Source organism: Mycobacterium marseillense (assembly GCF_010731675.1).
Taxonomy (GTDB): domain Bacteria; phylum Actinomycetota; class Actinomycetes; order Mycobacteriales; family Mycobacteriaceae; genus Mycobacterium; species Mycobacterium marseillense.
This window is the reverse complement of the sequence record NZ_AP022584.1, coordinates 1080605-1100268: the sequence shown is the minus strand read 5'-3', so window position 1 is coordinate 1100268 and position 19664 is coordinate 1080605. Positions and strand designations below refer to the sequence as shown.

Annotated in this window: 19 protein-coding genes and 1 pseudogene; 6 read left to right on the top strand and 14 right to left on the bottom strand. The window is 67.0% G+C overall.

The genetic code is table 11. The features are described 5' to 3' along the window. Positions 1 to 18 precede the first annotated feature (18 nt). The 3 genes from G6N26_RS04975 to G6N26_RS04965 are packed head-to-tail and all read right to left on the bottom strand — an operon-like array spanning position 19 to position 2902. Complete coding sequence (locus G6N26_RS04975) at positions 19 to 966, bottom strand: SDR family oxidoreductase (protein ID WP_083020157.1); 948 nt, start codon at positions 964 to 966, stop codon at positions 19 to 21. Continuing rightward, entirely contained in the window at positions 960 to 2183 is a 1224-nt protein-coding gene (locus tag G6N26_RS04970) for a cytochrome P450 (protein WP_083020156.1), read from the bottom strand. The genes G6N26_RS04975 and G6N26_RS04970 overlap by 7 nt, the downstream gene beginning before the upstream one ends. 20 nt (positions 2184 to 2203) lie before the next feature. Further along, complete coding sequence (locus G6N26_RS04965; RefSeq protein WP_067175213.1) at positions 2204 to 2902, bottom strand: TetR/AcrR family transcriptional regulator; 699 nt, start codon at positions 2900 to 2902, stop codon at positions 2204 to 2206. Positions 2903 to 3040: 138 nt separating this feature from the next. Here G6N26_RS04965 and G6N26_RS04960 point away from each other — a divergent pair, with 138 nt between their 5' ends. Further along, positions 3041 to 3517 carry a nitroreductase family deazaflavin-dependent oxidoreductase gene (locus G6N26_RS04960; RefSeq protein WP_067175209.1) on the top strand — a complete coding sequence of 159 codons (477 nt, stop codon included), beginning with the start codon at positions 3041 to 3043 and terminating at the stop codon, positions 3515 to 3517. A gap of 204 nt (positions 3518 to 3721) precedes the next feature. Continuing rightward, positions 3722 to 4834: a class I SAM-dependent methyltransferase gene (locus tag G6N26_RS04955; RefSeq protein ID WP_067175206.1), complete on the top strand. Its 1113-nt coding sequence runs from the start codon at positions 3722 to 3724 to the stop codon at positions 4832 to 4834. A gap of 7 nt (positions 4835 to 4841) precedes the next feature. Here G6N26_RS04955 and G6N26_RS04950 read toward each other — a convergent pair whose 3' ends face one another. From G6N26_RS04950 to G6N26_RS04940, 3 genes are all read right to left on the bottom strand, one after another. After that, the gene (locus G6N26_RS04950; protein WP_083020154.1) at positions 4842 to 5300 is read right to left on the bottom strand and encodes a DUF2231 domain-containing protein; all 459 of its coding nucleotides are present in this window, start codon (positions 5298 to 5300) and stop codon (positions 4842 to 4844) included. 32 nt (positions 5301 to 5332) lie between these two features. Further along, positions 5333 to 5971, bottom strand: a complete 639-nt coding sequence (locus G6N26_RS04945) for a hypothetical protein (protein WP_067167406.1) — start codon at positions 5969 to 5971, stop codon at positions 5333 to 5335. A 114-nt stretch (positions 5972 to 6085) separates the two neighbouring features. Then, complete coding sequence (locus tag G6N26_RS04940) at positions 6086 to 6895, bottom strand: SigB/SigF/SigG family RNA polymerase sigma factor (protein WP_083020152.1); 810 nt, start codon at positions 6893 to 6895, stop codon at positions 6086 to 6088. Positions 6896 to 7672: 777 nt separating this feature from the next. On the opposite strand from G6N26_RS04940, the gene G6N26_RS04935 reads away from it, so the two are divergent. After that, positions 7673 to 8572 carry an SDR family NAD(P)-dependent oxidoreductase gene (locus G6N26_RS04935; RefSeq protein WP_067167402.1) on the top strand — a complete coding sequence of 300 codons (900 nt, stop codon included), beginning with the start codon at positions 7673 to 7675 and terminating at the stop codon, positions 8570 to 8572. A gap of 79 nt (positions 8573 to 8651) precedes the next feature. On the opposite strand, the gene G6N26_RS04930 is transcribed toward G6N26_RS04935, so the two are convergent. After that, positions 8652 to 9323 (bottom strand): TetR/AcrR family transcriptional regulator, encoded by a 672-nt coding sequence (locus G6N26_RS04930; RefSeq protein WP_067167400.1) that lies wholly within the window; start codon positions 9321 to 9323, stop codon positions 8652 to 8654. Between the two features lie 183 nt (positions 9324 to 9506). On the opposite strand from G6N26_RS04930, the gene G6N26_RS04925 reads away from it, so the two are divergent. Next, complete coding sequence (locus G6N26_RS04925; RefSeq protein WP_083020150.1) at positions 9507 to 11270, top strand: N-acyl-D-amino-acid deacylase family protein; 1764 nt, start codon at positions 9507 to 9509, stop codon at positions 11268 to 11270. A 43-nt stretch (positions 11271 to 11313) separates the two neighbouring features. Here G6N26_RS04925 and G6N26_RS04920 read toward each other — a convergent pair whose 3' ends face one another. Continuing rightward, positions 11314 to 11928 (bottom strand): TetR/AcrR family transcriptional regulator, encoded by a 615-nt coding sequence (locus tag G6N26_RS04920; RefSeq protein ID WP_067167393.1) that lies wholly within the window; start codon positions 11926 to 11928, stop codon positions 11314 to 11316. A gap of 119 nt (positions 11929 to 12047) precedes the next feature. Here G6N26_RS04920 and G6N26_RS04915 point away from each other — a divergent pair, with 119 nt between their 5' ends. Next, positions 12048 to 12593, top strand: coding sequence for an SAM-dependent methyltransferase (locus G6N26_RS04915; RefSeq protein WP_083020148.1), 546 nt, complete (start codon positions 12048 to 12050; stop codon positions 12591 to 12593). Positions 12594 to 12611: 18 nt separating this feature from the next. Here the strand turns inward: G6N26_RS04915 and G6N26_RS04910 are convergent, their stop codons facing one another. From G6N26_RS04910 to G6N26_RS04895, 4 genes and pseudogenes are all read right to left on the bottom strand, one after another. Continuing rightward, on the bottom strand, positions 12612 to 13988 hold the full coding sequence (locus G6N26_RS04910; RefSeq protein ID WP_083020146.1) for a DEAD/DEAH box helicase: 1377 nt from the start codon (positions 13986 to 13988) through the stop codon (positions 12612 to 12614). Between the two features lie 316 nt (positions 13989 to 14304). Next, positions 14305 to 14676: a thiocyanate hydrolase gene (locus tag G6N26_RS04905; protein WP_083020144.1), complete on the bottom strand. Its 372-nt coding sequence runs from the start codon at positions 14674 to 14676 to the stop codon at positions 14305 to 14307. Between the two features lie 7 nt (positions 14677 to 14683). Continuing rightward, the gene (gene scnC, locus G6N26_RS04900; protein ID WP_083020142.1) at positions 14684 to 15394 is read right to left on the bottom strand and encodes a thiocyanate hydrolase subunit gamma; all 711 of its coding nucleotides are present in this window, start codon (positions 15392 to 15394) and stop codon (positions 14684 to 14686) included. A 92-nt stretch (positions 15395 to 15486) separates the two neighbouring features. Then, positions 15487 to 15672, bottom strand: a pseudogene (locus G6N26_RS04895) (nitrile hydratase subunit beta); the annotation flags it as partial. Between the two features lie 112 nt (positions 15673 to 15784). Between G6N26_RS04895 and G6N26_RS04890 the strand changes: the two are divergent. Beyond that, on the top strand, positions 15785 to 16621 hold the full coding sequence (locus G6N26_RS04890; protein ID WP_067167381.1) for an enoyl-CoA hydratase-related protein: 837 nt from the start codon (positions 15785 to 15787) through the stop codon (positions 16619 to 16621). Positions 16622 to 16628: 7 nt separating this feature from the next. On the opposite strand, the gene G6N26_RS04885 is transcribed toward G6N26_RS04890, so the two are convergent. Then, positions 16629 to 18305, bottom strand: coding sequence for an FAD-binding protein (locus G6N26_RS04885; protein ID WP_067167379.1), 1677 nt, complete (start codon positions 18303 to 18305; stop codon positions 16629 to 16631). Continuing rightward, positions 18302 to 19654, bottom strand: a complete 1353-nt coding sequence (locus tag G6N26_RS04880) for an aromatic ring-hydroxylating oxygenase subunit alpha (protein WP_083020137.1) — start codon at positions 19652 to 19654, stop codon at positions 18302 to 18304. Before G6N26_RS04880 ends, G6N26_RS04885 begins: the two co-directional genes overlap by 4 nt. Between the last annotated feature and the right edge of the window lie 10 nt (positions 19655 to 19664).

The following is a 19664-nucleotide window of genomic DNA, read 5'->3' as shown; positions in this document are numbered from 1 at the left end:
TCTCACCACTTTCTGATGTCAATCCGGATAGCGGACGCCGGTCAGCTGCTCGGAGAGCTGCCACAGCTGTCGCATGTCGGTCTCGCTGCGCGCCAGGCGGGGGACGCCCGCGAAAGTGACTCCGCCCCTGACGGTTTCGTAGAATCCGCGCGGCCCGTAGTATTTGCCGCCCTGGGCGTCCGGGGACGCCGCGGCATAGAGGGTCGGCTTGATGCCTTCGTCGACGTCGAGCCACATGAACGGCATCACGCGCCAGGTCAGTTGGGTCAACCGGGCCTGCAACGTCGGCTTGGCGCGGCCGTATGAGGCGCCGCTGAGCAGGTTCGTCTTGGTCAGCCCCGGGTGCGCGGCGTTGGACGTCAGCCCCCAGCCGCCGTGGCGGCTGCGCCGGTCCAATTCGAAGGCGAACATCAGTTGCGCCAATTTCGCGATCCCGTACGAATGCATGGGCTTGTAGCCGCGTTGCGCGTTGGCGTCACCGAAGTCGAGTTTGCCCTGGGTCGCCGCGAGGCTGCTGACCGTGACCACCCGCGCGGAGTCCGCCGCCCGCAGCAACGGGAGCAGGTGCCCGGTCAAGGCGAAGTGACCCAAATGGTTTGTCCCGAACTGCAATTCGAAGCCGTCGCGGGTCTCCTGTCGTTGCGGCGGCGTCATGACGCCGGCGTTGTTCAGCAGAATGTCGATCGGGCGTCCCTCGGCGGTGAGCTGTTCGCCCAGCGCCGCGACGCTGTCCAGCGACGACAGGTCGAGTTGCCTGATGGCGAGCTTGGCCTGCTGTACGTCTCGGCGGATGTCGGCGACCGCGCGTTCGCCCTTGGCCCGGTCGCGGATGGCCAGCACCACGTCGGCGCCCGCGGCGGTCAGCCGCTTCGCCAGGCCGAAGCCCAAACCGCTGTTGGCCCCGGTCACGACGGCGAATCTGCCGCGCAGATCGGGAACACTCAGCGCGAGATCGGGCTTCACCATGTCACGGGCAGCTCGTAGAGGCCGTAGGCCAGCGCGTCGTGCTTGAACGGCAGGTCGTCCAGCGGCACGGCAAGCCGCAGCGTGGGGACGCGGCGCAGCAGGGTGGGCAGGACGATCTGCAGTTCCATGCGGGCCAGCTGCTGGCCCACGCACTGGTGGCGACCGTAGCCGAACCCGACATGCGGCCCGTCTTCACGGAGCAGATCGAGCCGGTCCGGGTGGGGGAACTGGCGCTCATCCCAATTCGCGGGGGCGACGTCGAGGATGATGCCGTCGCCGGCGCGAATCGTCTCGCCGCCAATCTCGATGTCCTCGACGGCGATTCGGCGCTGGCCGGTTTGGATGATGCTCAGGTAGCGCATCAGCTCCTCGACCGCGGTCGCGATGACCTTCGGATCGTCGGCGTCGCACAGCAGCGCCCGCTGATCGGGATGTTCGAGCAGCGCCGCGATGCTCAGGCTGATCATGTTCGCGGTGGTCTCGTGGCCCGCGATCAGCACGCCGACGGCCAATTGCGCCGCCTCGCGCACGCTGAGCTCTTCGGCGTTGACCCGCTCGGCGAGGTCGGACACCAAATCCTCTGAAGGGTCCTGCATTTTCGTCCGGAGCAGGTTGGCCAGATACTTGGCCAACGCGGCGGCGCCCTGGGCGGTGTCCTCTTCCGTCGCGTAACGGCTCACGCCGCGCTGGGCGTGTGACTGGAAGAATTCGGCATCCTCGTACGGCACGCCCAGCAGCTCACTGATGACCAGGGAGGGGACCGCCAGCGAGAGGGCGCTGACGACGTCGCCCGGCTTCGGGCCGGCGAGCAGGGTATCGATGTGGTCGTCGGTGATCTTCTGCACCGCCGGGCGCAGCGCTTCAACCCGCTTGAACGTGAACGGTTTCGACAGCATCCGGCGAAACCGGGTGTGCTCCTCGGCGTCGGAGGTGAACACGGACCGCGGGCGCTTGTGCACCGTGGCCAGCATGCCCGCGTTCCAGTGCGGATAACCCGGCAGGCGGTCGTCGACACTGGTGCGGGAGTCGGTGAACAGCGCGCGGATCGCGTCGTAGCCGTGGATGAGCCACGGCGTGCTGCCGTCCCAGATCCGCACCCTGCTCAGCTGCTTGTCGGCGTTGAGCTCCAATACCTTCGGAGGCGGGGCGAACGGGCACCCCGGCGCCCGCGTCATCGGAAACTCCGGGATATCGGTGGCGGTGGATCCTTCGGTCATCGTGCTCCTCGGTGGTTGCCTTACGCGGTTGACGGTGAGGGGGGGCTGCCGGCCGCGGACACGTGGACGGGCGCGCGCCACAGACCGACGATCGCGTCGATCAGCCCTTCTCCGGCGACCGGCCAGGCCGAACGGGATCGCGGTCCGTGCTCGGCCAGCGCGCCTTCGTGCTCGGCACAGGTGTGCATGAGCAGGTTGCGCACCATCACCATTCGTTCGGCACGCACCCGCCTGGGCAATTCGGGCAGACAGCGGTCGATGCCCTCGAGTGTCTGCACCAGTAACGGCGAGGCCAGCGCATCCTTGGTGACCACGTGCCGGTACGTGGGATCGGCCATGGCCTGGGCCGCAAACCGCGCATACCAGGTCGGGGTCCCCAGCGCAGACAGATGATCGGTCAGCGGGCGCACCAACGCGCCCACCCAGTCGCGCAGCTCGGCGGAGTCGCCGACCGCGGTCAGCATGTGCGCCCGCAGCTCCTCGATCGGCTCGCGGTGCTTGGCTTCGATCGCGCGCAGCAGGTCGACCCTGGTCCCGAAGTGGTAGCAGGCCGCGGCGTTGTTGCCCTGTCCGGCCGCTTCGCTGATCTGCCGGTTGGACACGGCATACATCCCGCGTTCGGCGAACAACACCTCGGCGGCCGACAAGAGCGCCTCTCGGGTACCCGTCGACCTTTCGGAACGAGCGATCCGCTCGGCGGTCATCGCCTCAGTGAACACCGGCCGCCTTGTTAAATCAAGCAGTTTATTTAGTTGCAGGGTCTGTGGAATCGGATTCATCGGCCGAAACCCCGGGTCGTCAGGGATATTTCACCGACCCGACGCCCTGGCGCTGCCCACCGGGAATACAGTCGCCGCATGAATCCGCTGCGGCGGGCGGCTCGCAACCCGACCGTCTATCGGTTGCTCGTGCGTAGCGGATCGTCGATCGTCGAACGCTTCGAGGCGCTGCTTCGGTTCGCGACGAGCGGACGCCTCGGCGTCCTGGACCTCGTCGGGCTGCCCAACGTGCGCATCACGACCTCGGGCCGCAGGACGGGCCTGGCCCGTAGCGCGACGGTGCAGTACGTGCCCTTTCGCGGCGGGCTGTTGCTGGTCGGATCGAACTGGGGGCGAGAACGCCACCCGTCGTGGTCGGCGAATCTGGAAGCGGCACAACGCGTCACCGTGCGCAGGCGTGGCCAACGGTTCGTGGCAAAGGCGCAGCTGCTCACCGGCGCGGACCGCGACGAAGCCTGGGCGGCGGTGCTGGACCATTGGTCCAACTATCGGGTCGCCCAGGATCTCGCCGGGCCGCGCCAATTCCGGCTGTTCCTGCTGACGCCGCTCACCTGATCCTTGTGATCGCCGCATTATGTTTTGGCCGACGTGGGTCCGTCGAATTTGAATTCGGTGTGCTGCTATAGATGAATTTCGCCCGCGCCAAGTCCGTTAGCCGATCGGGAAAGCGCACCTCCGCGCGGGCTCGCCACGTGGCCGCCCCTTGACGAAATTGGCCCTGCGATGTCTAATCCGGACGAGAAATCGGAGGGCTAACCGGTGGTCGTAATCGACACGCGGACCGTGGATCGGACAGGGCTTCACCGCATATGGAAAGCGATTCTTGTCGGCATCGCGGTCATTGTCTTTGCGGCATGCTACGTCCGGCCGGTCCTCCTCGTCGGGGTCGCCGCGATTCTGCTGTCGCTGCTGTGCGCGCGCTGGGTCTATAAGGGTCGGGATCGTTATATTCCCAATTTGTACGCGCGGGACATCGAAGTTTATGACGACGCATATCGCTCGTTTATCGGCCGCACGCTTGCGGACCTGCGTCAATGCAAAATCGGGGGCCACACGCTGCTGTGGGAGGCCTCGCAGCTGGCGCCACCAAACCCCGACAATCCTGACGAATTGCTGCTTGACCTGGGCGTCTGGGCCGGGTGGTCGACGCGGCTGATCTCTGACGCCTGCGGCCGCACGGTGTACGGATTCGATACCTTCTCGGGCCTCGTCGAGGACTGGCCAATCGACGACCACACCGTCATCAAGCGCGGGGCTTTTTCCTTGGCGGACCCGGTGGCCAAACGCTTCCTCCGGGACACCGGCGTCACCCTGCACGACGGCGTGCCCGACGCGCTCGGCCGCAAGGTGGAGTTCATCAGGGGAAGCACCTACGACACGCTGGCCCCGTTCCTGGCCGACCGACCGGGCGCCCCCATCCGGCTTTTCCACATGGATCTGGATACGTACGAGAGTTGCCTGCACGCGCTGGAAACCTGCAAGGACCGGTTCGTCGAGGGATCGATCCTTGTCTTTGACGAATATCTGGTCACCAATGGCGAAATGCTCGCGTTCTACGAGTTCCAGAACAAGTACGAGTTGCAATGGCGCTACCGCGCCTGGGGCCTCGAGGCGTGGGAGATGAACCTCGAGATGGTTACCGCTCGCCCGAAACGGGCTGTCTACTACCTGATCACGATGGCCCTGCATTGGACGATCGGGGGCGGCAGCTACGCCTGGACCATTTTCCGCAAACGGTTTTGGCGGTTTTGGCTGGGCGCACCGGTCGCCGACATGCTTTTCATGCTCGGCGCCGCCGGGCAACGTAAGTCCGTCAGCCTGGAAATCACCGGGCTGGGCAAACTCGACCGACGCCGCCCCGTGGACCACTAGCGGCTGTTCAGCCGCCCCAGACCGCCTGCGCGCCGGCGTCGCCCACGCGGTAGATCTGGAGGGTCGACGCGACCCCGGTCACGAGCACGACGATCGCGACGAGCACGTGGAGTAGCACGCGGCGCCGATCGGATCGGCGTTCGATGACTCGCAGCGCGATGAGCAGGACGGCGACCACCAGCAGCGCGGCCGAGAAGTAGGTCATGAGGCCGCCCCGCGCCGCGTGCTCGCGCAGGATCGGGCTGGGGTTGGCCTGACGGTCGTAGAGCCACGCACCAGCGTCGATGGTGATGGGCGTCAACACCAGCGTGACCACCGCGAGGATCAGCGTGAGCCACATCAGTTGCCCGCGCCGGGCGGCCGGCCACAGCCCGCACACGATCTCCAGCACGGCGGTCAGCGGAACGAGCACCAACACGAAATGCAGCAACAGGGCGTGAGCCGGCATCCCGTTGATGACGTTCATGGCGCGCCTCTGCTGTGCGGTGTGCTGAGGGTCTAGCCGCCGAGGCCCTTCTTGATGGCCGCGTCTTGCTTCTGGCCGACATCGCCGACGAAATCCGGCGGGGCCAGCGTGTCGGTCGGGCCATCGAACTGCAGTGTGGCGAGCGCGCGTCCCTCGGTGAAGAGCAGGATCACCACACCCTTGCTGCGGTCGGGCGCGTTGCCCATCAGCATCGTTCCGCCGCTGCCGACATTCGACGGTTGCGTGGTCGGGTCTTTGACGACACCGCCCTGCTGGCCCTTGGCCGCGTTCAGCGCGTTCGTCGCCGCCTCGGGGTCGTCGTAGACGGCGATGGTGACCGTGATGGCATGGCTGCCGTCGTCGTCCTTGAAGGTCGTCGCCACGCCCGGCTGCCCGTTGGGATTGCTGGTCGGGGGACCGGCGGTAAAGGGAACCGGCGCGTTGATGTCGCTCGCCGGGATGAGCAGCCTGGCGTACTCATTCGGCTGACCCGGCGCCGCCGACGACGAGGGTGGCGCGGCGGCGGGGCTGCTGGTGGCGGAGGTTGCCGAGGTAGCGGATCCGGTCTTCGACGTCGACGGTTGCGACTTGTTGTTGCCGCACCCCGCCACCGACACCGCCAGCGCCGTCGTCGCCGCGACGCCCGCGATCAGCGCTCGTGAAGTCCTCATCGCATCCAGCTCCCTTCCAGGTCTTCTCGGCGACGACGTCGGGGCCCGCCCTTCGAATCGCACAGTACATTGCCCCGCGGCGGGGGACGCCGCGGAGCGTACTGGTGCCGGGGGCTACTCGAGTTGGTCGCGCAAGGAGCGCAGCGTGTTTGCCAGGATGCGTGAGACCTGCATCTGCGATACGCCGATCCGCTCCGCGATCTGGCTCTGCGTCATCGATTCGAAGAACCGCATGCGCAACACCTCGCGTTCGCGCGGCGGCAGGGTGGCAACGAGGACGCGCAGCGCTTCCCGGTTGGTGATGTGCTCGATCTGCGGGTCGATGTCGCCCACCGAATCGGCCACCGAACGCGGCGTGCCGGAACTGTCGGCGCCCAGCGGCGCGTCCAGGGAATCGAGCCGGTAGGCGTCGCCCGCAACGAGGCATTCGACGATCTCCTCGCGCGGCACCTCGAGCATCTGCGATAGTTCGCCGGCGTTCGGCGCCCGGCCGAGTTGCTGGGCGAGATCGGCTGTGGCCCTGCTGATTTGAACGTGCAATTCACGCAACCGCCGAGGGACGCGCATCCCCCAGCTGTAGTCGCGGAAGTAACGCCGGACCTCGCCCATCATGGTCGGGACGGCGAACCCGATGAAGCTCGGACCCTTCGCGGGGTCGAACCGGTTGACGGCGTTCATCAAGCCCAGGCGCGCGACCTGAATCAAGTCGTCGAGACCTTCGCCCCGGCGGGCGAAGTGGCTGGCCACGTGGTCGGCCAGCGGTAGGCATCGGGCCACGATGCGTTCCCGCTGGTGGGCGTACTCGTGCGATTCGGCCGGCATCTGATGCAGCGCCAAGAACATCTCGACCACATCGTCGTATGAATCGTCGGATTGTCTGGCGGGGGCCGGAGCCGGAGGGGTAGGGGCAATCGTGTGGGTCATCGGCTGGCGCACCTTGTGTTTACTCGATAAGTCGTGTAAACACCTGCGCAAGAACGAGTTTGCATTGCTGACTCACTTTCCTGAGTCTATGCAGAAAGAGATCGCGGAATCCCGCACAGTCGCCTCCACTGCATCCTGATCCGCGGGACTTGTCGTTTACCCACCGCACACGCGCTACCGAAGGGGAGATGACTCTCGGGTCTTTGATCGCCGGAGCCAGTACCAAGCTCAGTAGCCGCGGGGCTGACTGGCCGCTTTGAGCTAAACGGCGACACGTCCAAAAGCGGACTTCAGTGGAGACTATACGCCCCCGCGGATCGCGCGGCGACCGGTTCCGCGGTGGGTGTGAATCACTACTTAACTATTTCCATCGGGCATTCATGCTATGCCAGCAAGCCGCCGGTGTCCGAGGCGCCGCCTCGTCCGCCGTGCCTTGAGCTGGGGTTGTGTGGACATCCCGAGCCTCAAGGATCCGCGATGCGGCACCATCGGCAAACACAACCGTGGCCGCTGCCATGCTCGTCGGTGCCATTCTCGGCGGCGCGGCGGTGAGCGCCTGGCGGGGCGCCCCCCTAACGGGGCGGCGGCCCGGCAACCGGGGCAAACGACCGGTCGGGGAAGGGTGCTGGACCCGGGTGGCCGCAACGTTCGGGCGTCGATTCTCGGTTTCGGTATCGTTCGCCTAATGTTCATGATGCAATCGAGCGGCATGTCTCGCGCCGATGACGAGAGCAATTCGCGCGCAATGCTTTACGCGGCCCGCGGGATGGGCGCACGGTGAGCGGATCTGGCGCGCAAGCCCTCCTGCAAGGGCACGGCGTGGCGATATCCGGCGGCAGCCGCGGCATCGGACGTGCGGTCGCCGAACTGCTGGGCGCTCTGGGCGCCGGTGTGGTCGTCAACGGGCGTGACGGGCACGCGGTCGAGGAGACGGTCGCCGCGATCGGAGCGGCGGGTGGGCGGGCCACCGCGGTGGTGGGGGCCGCGGATGACGAGCGGGTCGCCCAGACGCTCATCGACGTGTGTGTCAGCACGTTCGGGCGGCTGGACACGCTGATCAATTGCGCCGGGACCGCCGAGCCGCCGGGCTCCTCGATTCTGGCGATCTCGGCGGCCGAGTTCGACCAGCTGATTGGCGCCCACCTGGGCACGGCGTTTCACACGTGCCGGGCGGCCGCGCCGGTGATGGCCTGCCAGGGGCACGGAGCCATCATCAACACCAGTTCGGTGGCCTTTCTGGGCGACTACGGCGGGACCGGCTATCCCGCGGGCAAAGGCGCAGTCAACGGCCTGACGATGGCCATCGCCGCCGAACTGAAGCCCCACGGCGTTCGGGCCAACGTGGTGTGTCCCGGCGCCAGGACGCGGCTTTCTACGGGGCCCGAGTACGAAAGACATATCGAAGATCTGCACCGCCGCGGCCTGCTCGACGAGATGACCATGCGGGCCTCGCTCGACAGCGCCCCACCCGCATTCGTGGCACCGGTCTATGCCTATCTCGCGAGCGACTTGGCCCGCGACGTGACGGGCCAGATCCTCGTCGCCGCAGGCGGTTTCGTCGGGAGTTTCGACCGCCAGACGCCGCGGCTGCTCGGTTACCGCGATCACCATGAGGCCGGACCGTGGTCGATCGAAGAGGTGCACACGATGATCGGCACCGCGACGCAGGCGCGCTGAATTCGTCGAGGGCCGTCGCCGACCGGGCGGACATATCAACGAAAATGTATGGTCGTCCGCCGGTCGCGGTCGGCCCCGGTCAGGACGCCTTTGACGAGCGCCGGCGCGTTCGCGGCGGCTCGGCGGTGCCCAGCGCATCCATTGCGCGGACGAGTTGCGGGTAGGCGATCGCCGGCCCGATCCAGCGGGTCAGATAGCGCCGCAGATCGGCGCCGCTACGGGGCGGCCGTCCCGGGTCGGCGAGAAACGAATGCAGGACCCGCAACGAGAATTCGTTCAGCTCGTCCAGGCCCGCCTCGTCGAAACCGTAATGCTCCCAATCGATGTCGTAGCGATGCAGCATCGACCGGCCGAACGCCAACGCGGTATCGGAGATGATCGACACCTTCTGGCCGCCGTGGTGGCGCTGGTTGAGGACGAACTCGACCTGATTGTCCGAGGCCAACTCCTCGACGGCGAAAGCCATTCCCTCCGTGATGGCCACGACCGGGTCGGTGACGCCGTCGAGATGAGCCGCCATGCGATCGAGGAAGCCGTCGGCCGAACGCATCGCGGACGCCACCAACAACGCCTGGGTTCCGGGGAAGTACCGATACACGGTCTGGCGGGTGACGCCCAGCGCCCGTGCCACGTCGGCGATCCGCAGCGCTGAACCGCGTTCGTCGACGATCTTGTCGGCGGCGTCGAGGATGCGCTCGATCGCCTCCGCGTCGGAAGCCGGCGTGTTTCCTGCCCAACCGTGACTGCGCATGGTTATCGAACGGCAAACCGGTAGGCGGTGGTCCCCACAGCTGGATCATAGCGTCCGCAGCGGCGCCGTCGTTGCTGGCTAACCACCGCGTCGCGGGCCGATAACGCGGCCAGACACTATCCCCAGTATGTATGATCACTGCGGATCCAGCGGGCAGGACGCCTGACAGAGGAAGGCCGACCGATGCAGTACGACACCGTGATCACGAACGGGCGCTGGTTCGACGGGACGGGAGGGCCCTCGGCGTTGCGGGACATCGGCGTGCGTGACGGCCGCGTCGTCGCCATCGCCCAGGGGCTCGACACGACCGGCGCCGACGTCATCGACGCGACGGGCCAGTGGGTGATCCCGGGCATCATCGACATCCACACCCACTACGACGTCGAAATCCTCTGCGCACCTGAGCTTTCCGAATCGTTGCGGCACGGTGTGACGACGGTGATGCTGGGATCGTGTTCGCTGTCCACCGTCTACCTGGACAGCGTCGATGCCGGTGACATCTTCGGCCGGGTCGAAGCGATTCCCCGCCGCTACGTCATCGAGCACCTCGACGCGGCGCGCTCCTGGACCAATCCCCGGGAGTACGTGGCCGAACTCGAACGCCTCAACCTGGGTCCGAACCTGGCGGCCTTCATCGGGCACTCCGATCTGCGCGCGGCGACGATGGGGCTGGACCGGGCCACGCGCAAGGGCGTCCGGCCGTCCGCGGCCGAACAAGCCCGCATGGAATCGATGCTCAACGACGCGCTCGACGAGGGCTTCGTCGGGATGTCGTCGCAGCAACTGCTGTTCGACAAGCTCGACGGCGAGGTCTGCAGATCGCGCACCCTGCCGTCGACGTACGCGTCATCGCGTGAGCTGCGCCGCCTGAACGCGATCCTGCGGCGCCGCGACAAGATCCTGCAGTCCGGCCCCGACATCAAGAACCCGCTGTCGGTGGTCTCGCAGCTGCTGACGTCGCTCGGGTACCGCCGGCCCCGGCTGAAGACCAGCCTCCTGTCGGCGGCCGACATCAAAGCCATCCCGTTCGTCATCCACGTCATGGACCGCCTCGCCCGCGTCGTCAACGCCCTCGGCGGCAACTTCCGCTGGCAGCATCTGCCGGTGCCGTTCGAGGTCTACGCCGACGGGATCTCGCTGGTGGTGTTCGAAGAGTTCGGCTCGGGTGCTGCGGCCCTGCACCTGCAGACCGAGGTCGAGCGCAACCAGCTCATGCGCGACGAGGAGTACCGGCGCACGTTCCGCAAGGACTACGACAGCAAATACGGGCCGCGGGTCTGGCACCGCGACTTCTTCGACGCCGAGATCGTGGGCTGCCCCGATGAGTCCGTCGTCGGCAAATCGTTCGGGCAGGTCGGCGTGGAGCGGGGCGGGGTGCACCCGGTGGACGCCTTCCTCGACCTGGTCGTCGAACACGGCGAACAGCTGCGCTGGCGCACCACGATCTCCAACCACCGCCCCGAGGTCCTCAAGAAGTTGGCGCAGAGCCCGACCATCCAGATGGGGTTCTCCGATGCGGGCGCGCATCTGCGCAATATGGCGTTCTACAACTCCGGACTGCGCCTGCTGCGGCACGCGCACGATGCCGAGAAGGCCGGCAAGCCGTTCATTTCGATGGAGCACGCCGTGCACCGGCTGACCGGCGAGCTCGGGGAGTGGTACGGCATCGACGCCGGCACCCTGCGCGAGGGTGACCGCGCCGACATCGTCGTCATCGACCCCGCCAAGCTCGACGAGTCGCTCGACCGCTACGCCGAGCACCCGGTCGAGTCCTACGGCGGGCTGTCGCGGATGGTCAACCGCAACGACGAGACGGTCACGGCCGTGCTGGTATCCGGGAAACTCGCGTTCGGCGCGGGCCAGGCCGCCCCGGCGTTGGGCAAGGAACGATTCGGTCAGTTCCTGCGGGCGGGGCTCCCGTCGCGAAAGCTGGCCGCCACCGGCTAGTCACGCGGCACACCGTGCGGACCAGCTTGGGCCGCATAGGCTTTCACGCCACCGAGGCACCCAGGATGAGGTTGACGGCCTCGTCGAGCTGTCCGGCGATCTCGGCGAAACTGATGAACCGGGCCGTCATCAGCGCACCGGAGAAGGTCATCTGCAGCGTGGCCTTCACCGCCCGCGGCCAACCCGGCCCCAACGCGGCACCGATCCGCCGGGCTACCTCCTCGCCGATCTGTTCCCGAAGCGGCGTGACGGCCGGATCGTCGGCCATCAGGGCCGCGCCGCAGGCGGCGGTCAACTCCGGCTCGTCGGCGACCATCACCGCCATGTCCCGCAGGGTGGCGCTGACCCGGGTCTTGGTCGTCTCGTTGACGTCGGTGTGCAGCGGCAGGTCGCGCAGGAAGCGCAGGTACACCGCCGCGACCAGTGCGCTTTTCGACGGGAAGTAGGTGTAGGCGCTGGCGGGGGACACCCCGGCGCGCGTCGCCACGGCCCGCATCGTCAGGTTCGCGTACGACGATTCCCGCAGCTCCTCCAGCCCGGCGTCGAGGACCTTGCGAATCGTCTGGCCCGGGCGGCGATCCGACCTGCGGGCCGCACCGGCGGCGGTGCTGGCGGCAGTTCTGGCGGCAACGGCCGGGAACGACGCCTCTTTGGACACCCGTCCAGTCTAGGAAGGCGGGCGGCCGCCAACAACCCGCATTCATCGCGTTCGACCGGGCCGGGCGATTGCGATAACGGACAGCTGTCCAGAAGAAGCCGGGCCCTAGAGTGTCGCGTATGGGCGATTCGGACCGGCGTCGTTGGGACGAGCGGTATGCGGCGATGGCGCCGCCGTCGCTGGATTCGGTTGGGCCGCCCGGTGTTTTCGCGCGCTACGCCCAGGAGTTTCCCACCACCGGCACGGCGCTCGACTTGGCCTGCGGGCAGGGCACCGCGTCGGTCTGGTTGGCGTCGCGGGGCCTGCACGTGGTGGGGCTCGACATTTCGCCGGTGGCTGTCGCCCACGCGCGGGAGTTGGCCCGGCGCGCCGGGGTGGCCGACCGCTGCCGCTTCGCCGTCGTCGATTTCGACGACGGCCTGCCGGCGGGCAAGCCGGCCGATGTCATCGCCTGCTGCAAATTCCGGGACCGTCGCCTCGATGGTGCGATCATCGAACGCCTGGCGCCCGGTGGGCTGCTGGCGATCGCCGTGCTCAGCGAGGTGGGGGCGGCCCCGGGGCCTTTCCGCGCGTTACCCGGCGAGCTGACCGCAGCGTTCGCCGAACTGGACGTCGTCGCCGACGGCGAAGCGGAGGGTCAGGCCTGGCTGCTCGCGCGGGGTTGACTCGTTCCAGGCAGCGAACTACCCGGTGCTTCCCTGCGCGCGGCTCGAACGCCGACGATCCAGCCGCCGCGTCGGTGTGGCGCTGCGGTGCGATATCGCCGAATCGGTGGGTGCGTTGGTCTTGGGTGACCGGGTATTGCGGTTATTGCGGCGCCGCTGACCGCCGGTGTTCGGTCGATGCTGCCGCGACGAGCGCGAAAGAACATTGGCGGGCGCGGGCGCCTGGTAGGGCGCGACCTCACCCACGAGCGCCTGCACCGCATCCGACGACGCGGTCACCTGCTGCGGAGCGACCTGGATGCCGGCCTTGCGCAGCAGCGCCTGGGTGTCTCGGCGCTGCTCAGGCAGAACCACGGTGACGACGTCACCGGCGCTTCCGGCCCGCGCGGTGCGCCCGGAGCGATGCAAATAGGACTTGTGCTCGGCCGGCGGGTCGATGTGCACGACAAGCTCGACCTCGTCGACGTGCACGCCCCGCGCGGCGATATCGGTCGCCACCAGCACCCGTGCGCCGCCCGAGGCGAACATCGCCAGGTTGCGCTCGCGGGCGGGCTGAGACAAGTTGCCGTGCAAGTCGACCGACGGAACTCCCGATTCGGTGAGCTGTTTGGCGAGTTTGCGCGCTTGATGCTTGGTGCGCATGAACAGAATTCGACGCCCGGTGCCGGACGCCAGCCGGTGCACGAGCTCCTTCTTGGCGTCCGCATTGGCGACGTGGAATACGTGATGGGTCATTTGAGCCACGGGTGAGTCGGCCCCGTCGACCGAGTGCAGCACCTCGTCGCGGAGAAATCGGTTGACGAGCTTGTCGACGCCGTTGTCCAGGGTCGCCGAAAACATCAGCCGCTGGCCGCCATTCGGAGTGGCCGCCAGGATCCGGGTGACGCCGGGCAGGAAGCCGAGATCCGCCATGTGATCGGCTTCGTCGATCACGGTGATCTCGATCGCCTCGAGACTGATCAAGCGCTGCTTCATCAGGTCCTCGAGCCGACCGGGGCAAGCCACCACAATGTCGACGCCGGATTTGAGTGCGGCCACCTGACGGTGTTGTGAAACGCCGCCGAAGATCGTGGTGACGCGCAGACCGCAGGCGGCTGCCAACGGCTCGAGCGTCGCGGTGATCTGGCTCGCCAACTCACGGGTGGGCGCGAGCACCAAACCCGATGGCCGCGAGCGGCGGCCGCTGCGTTCGGAGAGTCGGCTGACCAGCGGAATCGAAAACGCAAGGGTCTTCCCGCTGCCCGTTTTCCCGCGGCCGAGTACATCGCGGCCGGCCAGCGTATCGGGCAGGGTCGCAACCTGAATGGGGAATGGATCGGTTATGCCGCGCTTCGCGAGCGCATCAACGATTGATCTGCGCACGCCGAGGTCGGCAAAGGTTTTGTCGGTAGTCACTTTTCGGTGCCTTTCAGGCATCGGTCATGCCGGACCGGCAACGTGGTTGTCGCGCACGGTTCTGGGCACAAGTTGGCGAGATTGCCGGAGGGCAAAATCGATCGCCGCGAGACATGCTAGTGCGGGTGCACGGATCATCTGAACGTGGTGGTTGAACCCGAATTTCGGGGCGGCACCAGTGGGATGAAGAAGCGTTCCACGACGTAGTTGACATCAAGGGAGTGAAGCCAACGTTGGTGTCAGCATAGCGCACCCGGTGCACAAGACGAGAAAGCGCCCGGGAACTCCGGTGTGATGTCCGCCGCAGTGCGGCTTGTCAGGATTCCAGCCTGGCCCGCACCGCGGCCAGCTTTTCCTCGAGTTCGGATTCGTCGATGACGCCGCGCGCCACCAGCGAGTGGGCCAACGCGACCAGCCGGTTCTCCGGGTAGGGCAGCCCGGAGTAGACGGTCGCCGATAGCGCGTCCTCGTCGTCACGCCGTTCGGCAAAACCGAGAACCTCGTCGCCACAGGAGCTTTGGTCGATCGCATCACACATGCCGTCGAGACTCGTTTGCCAGGGCGGTACCGGGTTGTCGACCCCGTACCTCGCCGCCATGAGACCCCAGACCTGGTTGCGTTCAACGATTTTCGTCAGCGGCACGACTGTGCAGCCCTCTATCGGGTGTGGGGTGTGCGCGGTGCTCATCGGTGTCTCATTGCTCGACGGGATGGACGGCGGGGCGGGTCTGGGTGACGGCGTTGGTGGTCACACCCGGCTTGGGCAGCGCGACACCGATCAGGCAGTCGCGCGTGACGATTTCGGCGAGTTGATCTTCGGTCCAGCCCTGCGTTGCGTCGGGACGGACCGGCATCACCATGAACCGGTGCTTCTGGTTGGAGTCTTCCACCCGGATCTCGACGTCCTCCGGGAGGATCAGGCCGAACTCCGCGAGCACCTGGCGGGGCCAGCGCACGATGCGGCGGCGATAGTTGGGAGTCCGATACCACTCGGGGGAGTTGCCCAGGATTGGCCGCGGATAGCACGAACACAACGTGCAGACGATCACGTGGTGCAGCGTCGGGGTGTCTTCGAGCACGTGCAGGGCCGTGAAGTCGCTGGGCGTCCCAAAGCCGGTCGGTTCCAGCCAGTCGACGCCCACCTGCTTGCTGGCGGCGAGCGGATCCGAGCGCACCAGCTCCTTATAGCCGGGATCGAGCCAGGACCGCGCCACCAGGTGCGCCGCGGGCGTGGGGCCGATCTGTTCGGCGAACTCGGTGAAGCGACGATGATCCTCCGCGGTGAAAAGTCCCTTCTCGATGCACAATTCGCGCAGCGCGATCTCGAGGACTTCGAAGTCGGTGATTTCATCCACCATCGGCGCAGCGGTGCGCTCGTGGTCATGATCGTGTTCGTCAGCGCTCATGCCGTCGTCCTTTCCGAACTCAGCGCCCGTCGCTAGGCCGATTCGAGCCACCGTTCCGGCAGCTCGGTCTGCACGGTGGTTCCGTAGCGTGCCTCCTGTTCGCCGAACTCGATCGGGGCGTCCGGCTCACCGCCGACGTCGTGCGGGGTCTTGACGTAGGCGGCGAAACGGTCGTGGTCGATGAGATCCGGCGTGGGAGCGTCCGGAAGTTCGGGGTAGGCGGATTTGAGCCGGGCCACCAGGTCCAGCTGCTGCACGCGGTCGAGAGGAGTCGCCATTTCAGCCCTATCCGTCGTCGCTGCGCACCCCCACTACAGCTCACTCCTCGCGTCGCGATCGCGCAACCGTCAAATCGGCGGTGGGCGGGGTGCAAAAGGGTATGGTCCGACCATGGAGCGGCGCGAGCTCGACGCGGTCATCTACGAACGCGAACCGCCGATTGCGCGGATCATCCTGAACCGGGTCGACAGGGCCAACACCAAAGACGCGGTCCTGGTCACCGAGGTCGACGACTGCCTGCACGAGGCCGACCGCGACAAGGACATCAAGGTCGTCATCCTCAAAGCCAACGGCAAGGGATTCTGCGGGGGGCACGTGGCCCGTTGGGGTCCCGACGAAAACCCGTATCCGGATTTCGGGGAGACGTTCGAGGACCTCTACAAGGGGACCGCCGACCTGTTCCTGTGGCCGACGTTGTACCTGTGGGAATTTCCCAAGCCGACCATCTCGCAAATCCACGGCTATTGCATGGGCGGGGGAATCTATCTGGGGTTGCTGACCGACTTCTGCGTCGCCTCCGAGGACGCGTATTTCCAGATGCCCCTTGCCCAAAGCCTCGGCGAGCCCGGCGGGCACACCATGATCGAGCCGTGGCTGCTGATGAACTGGCACCGCACCATGGATTGGCTGTTGCTGGCGCCGACCCTGTCCGCGCAGCAGGCCCTGGACTGGGGGCTGCTCAACCGGGTGGTGCCGCGCGATCAGCTCGAGGACACCGTCGAAGAGATGGCGCGCAAGATCGCCCAAATCCCGTTGACCACACTGATGGCGGTCAAGAACAACGTGAAGCGCGCATGGGAATTGATGGGGATGCGGGTGCACCTGCAGGTCAGTCACATCCTGACGAACATGGTTGGCGCCGCGTCCGACGTGCAGGCGAGGCGGGCGCAGCTCATGGAGTCAGGCCTCAAGCCGCGCGAATTCCTCGACCGCGACGAAAGTTCCTAGCTCGCCGTTATCTGCCGGCGGCGTGGCGCGCGGCGACGTAACCGAACACCATCGAGCTGGCGATGCTCGCCCCGGCGCCCGGATACGTCCGCCCCATCACCGTCGCCGTGGTGTTGCCGGTGGCGTACAAGCCCTCGATCACTTGATCCTGTTGGTCGAGGACCTGCGCGTGCTCGTTGGTAAGCACACCGCCGCACGTCCCGACGTCGGACGGGAGCACCCGGGTCGCGTAGTACGGCGCGGTGTCGAGCGGCCCGATCGCGGCGTTCGGCCGATACCCCGGATCGCCGAGGCAGTCGTTGTAGGCCGATTGGCCGCGACCGAAGTCCGGGTCCAGCCCCTTGGCCGCGTGCCGGTTGAACCGCGCGATGGTGCGGGCCAATTCGTCGGCGGGAAGGCCGATTTCGCCGGCGAGCTCCGCGATGGTCGGGGCTCGCCGGACGGCGCCGGACTCGATCAGCTCGGGCGGCAATGGCTGGTTTCGCTTGAGCGGGTTGGCGCTGGTGACGTATCGACGGACGTATCCCTCGTCGAAGATCATCCAGCAGGGCACGGCCTTGTTGGCGTACATCGCCTTGCCGACCTCGACGTAGGAGTTCGACTCGTTGCAGAACCTCCGGCCGCTCGGGTCGACGTAGATGGCGCCGGGCCGCTGGCGGCCCGACCCGAGCGAGGCGGCGACGGCCCCCCCGTTGGCAATGAAAACCGAAGGCAGCCACCACGCCTCGTCGAGCAGATCGGTCTTGGCGCCCAGGCGCATCGCCGCCTCGAGCGCCTCGCCGGTGTCACCGGCGTTGGCGATCGACCACTGCCCTTCGTTGGGCTGGTCACCGCTGTAGCGGCGGCGCATCTCCTTGTTGTGGCCGAATCCGCCGGCGGCCAGCAGGACTCCTTTGCGCGCCTCGACGTTCAACGGCGTGCCGTCGCGCACGATGCGCGCGCCCACCACGCGGCCGTCCTCAACGACGAGGTCCGCCATCGCGGCGCCGGTCCACAACGGGGGGTGCCCGTCGCTGAGATCCATCAGCGCCTTGAGCATTTGCGCGATCAGCGAGGCGCCGTTGGTAAGGATGTGGCGCCGCATGGCCCGCGCTGCCGCGGTGCGCAGGAACACCCGGGCTGCCACCGCGAACGCCCGCGGTGAGCGGTTGAAATATTGGACCGAACGCAACTCGTTGGTCAGCACCACGTATCCGTAGTTCTTGGCCAGCGGTGGTTGCACCTTGTCGCGCCAATCGCCCAGCCGTGCGGCGTCAAACGGGATGCCCTCGACCGCGCGGCCGGACGCGTTGCCGCCCTTATGGTTCGGGTAGTAGTCGCTCCAGCCTGCACACCGGATCAGGTGCACGCCCTTGCGGGTGAGGAAGTTGATCATCTCGTGGCCCGCCCTGAGGAACGCTTCGCGCCGCTCGGGTGAGGACGGCGCACCGACGTCGCCGACGACGTCGGCCAGGTAGGCCAAACCGTCCTCGTGCGAGTCGGCGATGCCATCGGCCCGCATCAGCGGGTTGTTCGGCAGCCAGACGATGCCACCGGACAGGCCCGTCGAACCGCCGACCAGTGACTGCTTTTCGACGATGAGGGGTTCGAGCCCGCAGTCCAGGGCGGCCAGCCCGGCGACCATGCCGCCGCCACCGCTGCCCGCGATGAGCAGGTCCACGGAGCGGTCCCACTGCGGGCTCACCGCGCCTCCACGGAGTTCGTCGTGAAGCCGAGATCGACGATCGGCACATCGATGGTGGTGTTGGTCTTCTGGATCGCGGGCACCAGCTCGTCGTAGGTCAGGCCGGCCAGGAAGCCGTCGACGAGGCGCTCGAAGTTGGAGATCAATCCCTCGATCTGGTTGGACAGCCGCATGAAGTCAAATCCCTTGGAATGCAGCCCCTTTTGTTGCCGCGGAAGGTTGGAGAAATCCTGGGCGGGAATCGGCGGCCAGCGCGGGTCGTCGGGGGCCATCGGCACGGGTGGCGTCGGTTTGCCGGTCGACGCGTCGTTGGGAAGCCGGGTGAGCGACCAGATCTCGAACAGGGTGTCCTCGGGTCCCAGCGGCCGGATCCGGTACGAGGACGCGCTGCTGTAGGTCGGCAGGATGAAGTAGTGCGGGAAGGCGAACCCGATGGCGTCGGTGATGCCGCGGCGCACCAGCTCGTTGAGGTCGGGCATGCCGCTGCCGCGGGCGCGATGCCAGTCGACGACGGCGTCGTTGAGGGCGCTGCGCCACGCGGCGATGGCCGCGGCCGGGTCGGACGGCAGGTCGATGTTCTGCAGGCCCTCGGCGATGCGGATGTCGTTTTCGTGGGTCATGCCGCCCATGCCCGCACCGAGGGTGCGCATGAAATACAGGCTGCTCGCGACGACGGGGTGGGTCGCCGCGGTGCCTTTCTCGGTCTGCGCGGACGGCAGCAGCTGCGGGTGGGTCTGCGGAACGTGATAGCCCTCCATGAACGCCGCGGCGGCCAGCTTCCAATTCACCGGCAGCCGGCACGATTGCCACCACTCGACGCGCAGCGACTCGACCTGCCAGGCGTCGTACACCGAAGCGAACGGCTCCATCCAGTCACGCAACGCCGGCGCGCCGTCGTCGAGGTTGATCCACGCGCAACCACCCCAGAGTTCGCAACGCACCGCCACGAGTCGAAGGTCGTCGGCGGCCAGGTTTTCGTCGGCGAACGCTTCGGGCCGCAGCACGAACGTGTTGTGGCCGTCGAGGCCCCAGCACCAGCCGTGGAAGGGGCACACGAAGGTGCGCCGATTTCCGTTGCCCTCCACCAGCTTCACGCCGCGATGCCGGCAGGCGTTGTGATACGCGCGCACCGTCTGGCCGTCCACCCGTACCACGATGACGGACTGGTCGAGGATTTCGTACTCGACGAAGTCGCCGGGCTTGGGGATCTCCTCGAGCCGGCAGGCCATCTGCCACATCCGGGGCCACAACATCTCGGCTTCCAGCGCGTAGAACTCCGGGTCGTAGTAGCGCTGTTTGGGGATCCGGTCGGCGGTGCGAACCGCCCACGGCACGTTCCTAGCGTTCATAGCCATCCTC

What these genes read in the sequence shown, in the direction of transcription:
- G6N26_RS04880 (WP_083020137.1), bottom strand. Translation starts at nt 19,654, where the DNA reads ATGAACGCTAGGAACGTGCCGTGGGCGGTTCGCACCGCCGACCGGATC.
- G6N26_RS04890 (WP_067167381.1), top strand. Translation starts at nt 15,785, where the DNA reads ATGGAGCGGCGCGAGCTCGACGCGGTCATCTACGAACGCGAACCGCCG.
- G6N26_RS04970 (WP_083020156.1), bottom strand. Translation starts at nt 2,183, where the DNA reads ATGACCGAAGGATCCACCGCCACCGATATCCCGGAGTTTCCGATGACG.
- G6N26_RS04950 (WP_083020154.1), bottom strand. Translation starts at nt 5,300, where the DNA reads ATGAACGTCATCAACGGGATGCCGGCTCACGCCCTGTTGCTGCATTTC.
- G6N26_RS04915 (WP_083020148.1), top strand. Translation starts at nt 12,048, where the DNA reads ATGGGCGATTCGGACCGGCGTCGTTGGGACGAGCGGTATGCGGCGATG.
- G6N26_RS04960 (WP_067175209.1), top strand. Translation starts at nt 3,041, where the DNA reads ATGAATCCGCTGCGGCGGGCGGCTCGCAACCCGACCGTCTATCGGTTG.
- G6N26_RS04930 (WP_067167400.1), bottom strand. Translation starts at nt 9,323, where the DNA reads ATGCGCAGTCACGGTTGGGCAGGAAACACGCCGGCTTCCGACGCGGAG.
- G6N26_RS04975 (WP_083020157.1), bottom strand. Translation starts at nt 966, where the DNA reads ATGGTGAAGCCCGATCTCGCGCTGAGTGTTCCCGATCTGCGCGGCAGA.
- G6N26_RS04905 (WP_083020144.1), bottom strand. Translation starts at nt 14,676, where the DNA reads ATGAGCACCGCGCACACCCCACACCCGATAGAGGGCTGCACAGTCGTG.
- G6N26_RS04925 (WP_083020150.1), top strand. Translation starts at nt 9,507, where the DNA reads ATGCAGTACGACACCGTGATCACGAACGGGCGCTGGTTCGACGGGACG.
- scnC (WP_083020142.1), bottom strand. Translation starts at nt 15,394, where the DNA reads ATGAGCGCTGACGAACACGATCATGACCACGAGCGCACCGCTGCGCCG.
- G6N26_RS04945 (WP_067167406.1), bottom strand. Translation starts at nt 5,971, where the DNA reads ATGAGGACTTCACGAGCGCTGATCGCGGGCGTCGCGGCGACGACGGCG.
- G6N26_RS04940 (WP_083020152.1), bottom strand. Translation starts at nt 6,895, where the DNA reads ATGACCCACACGATTGCCCCTACCCCTCCGGCTCCGGCCCCCGCCAGA.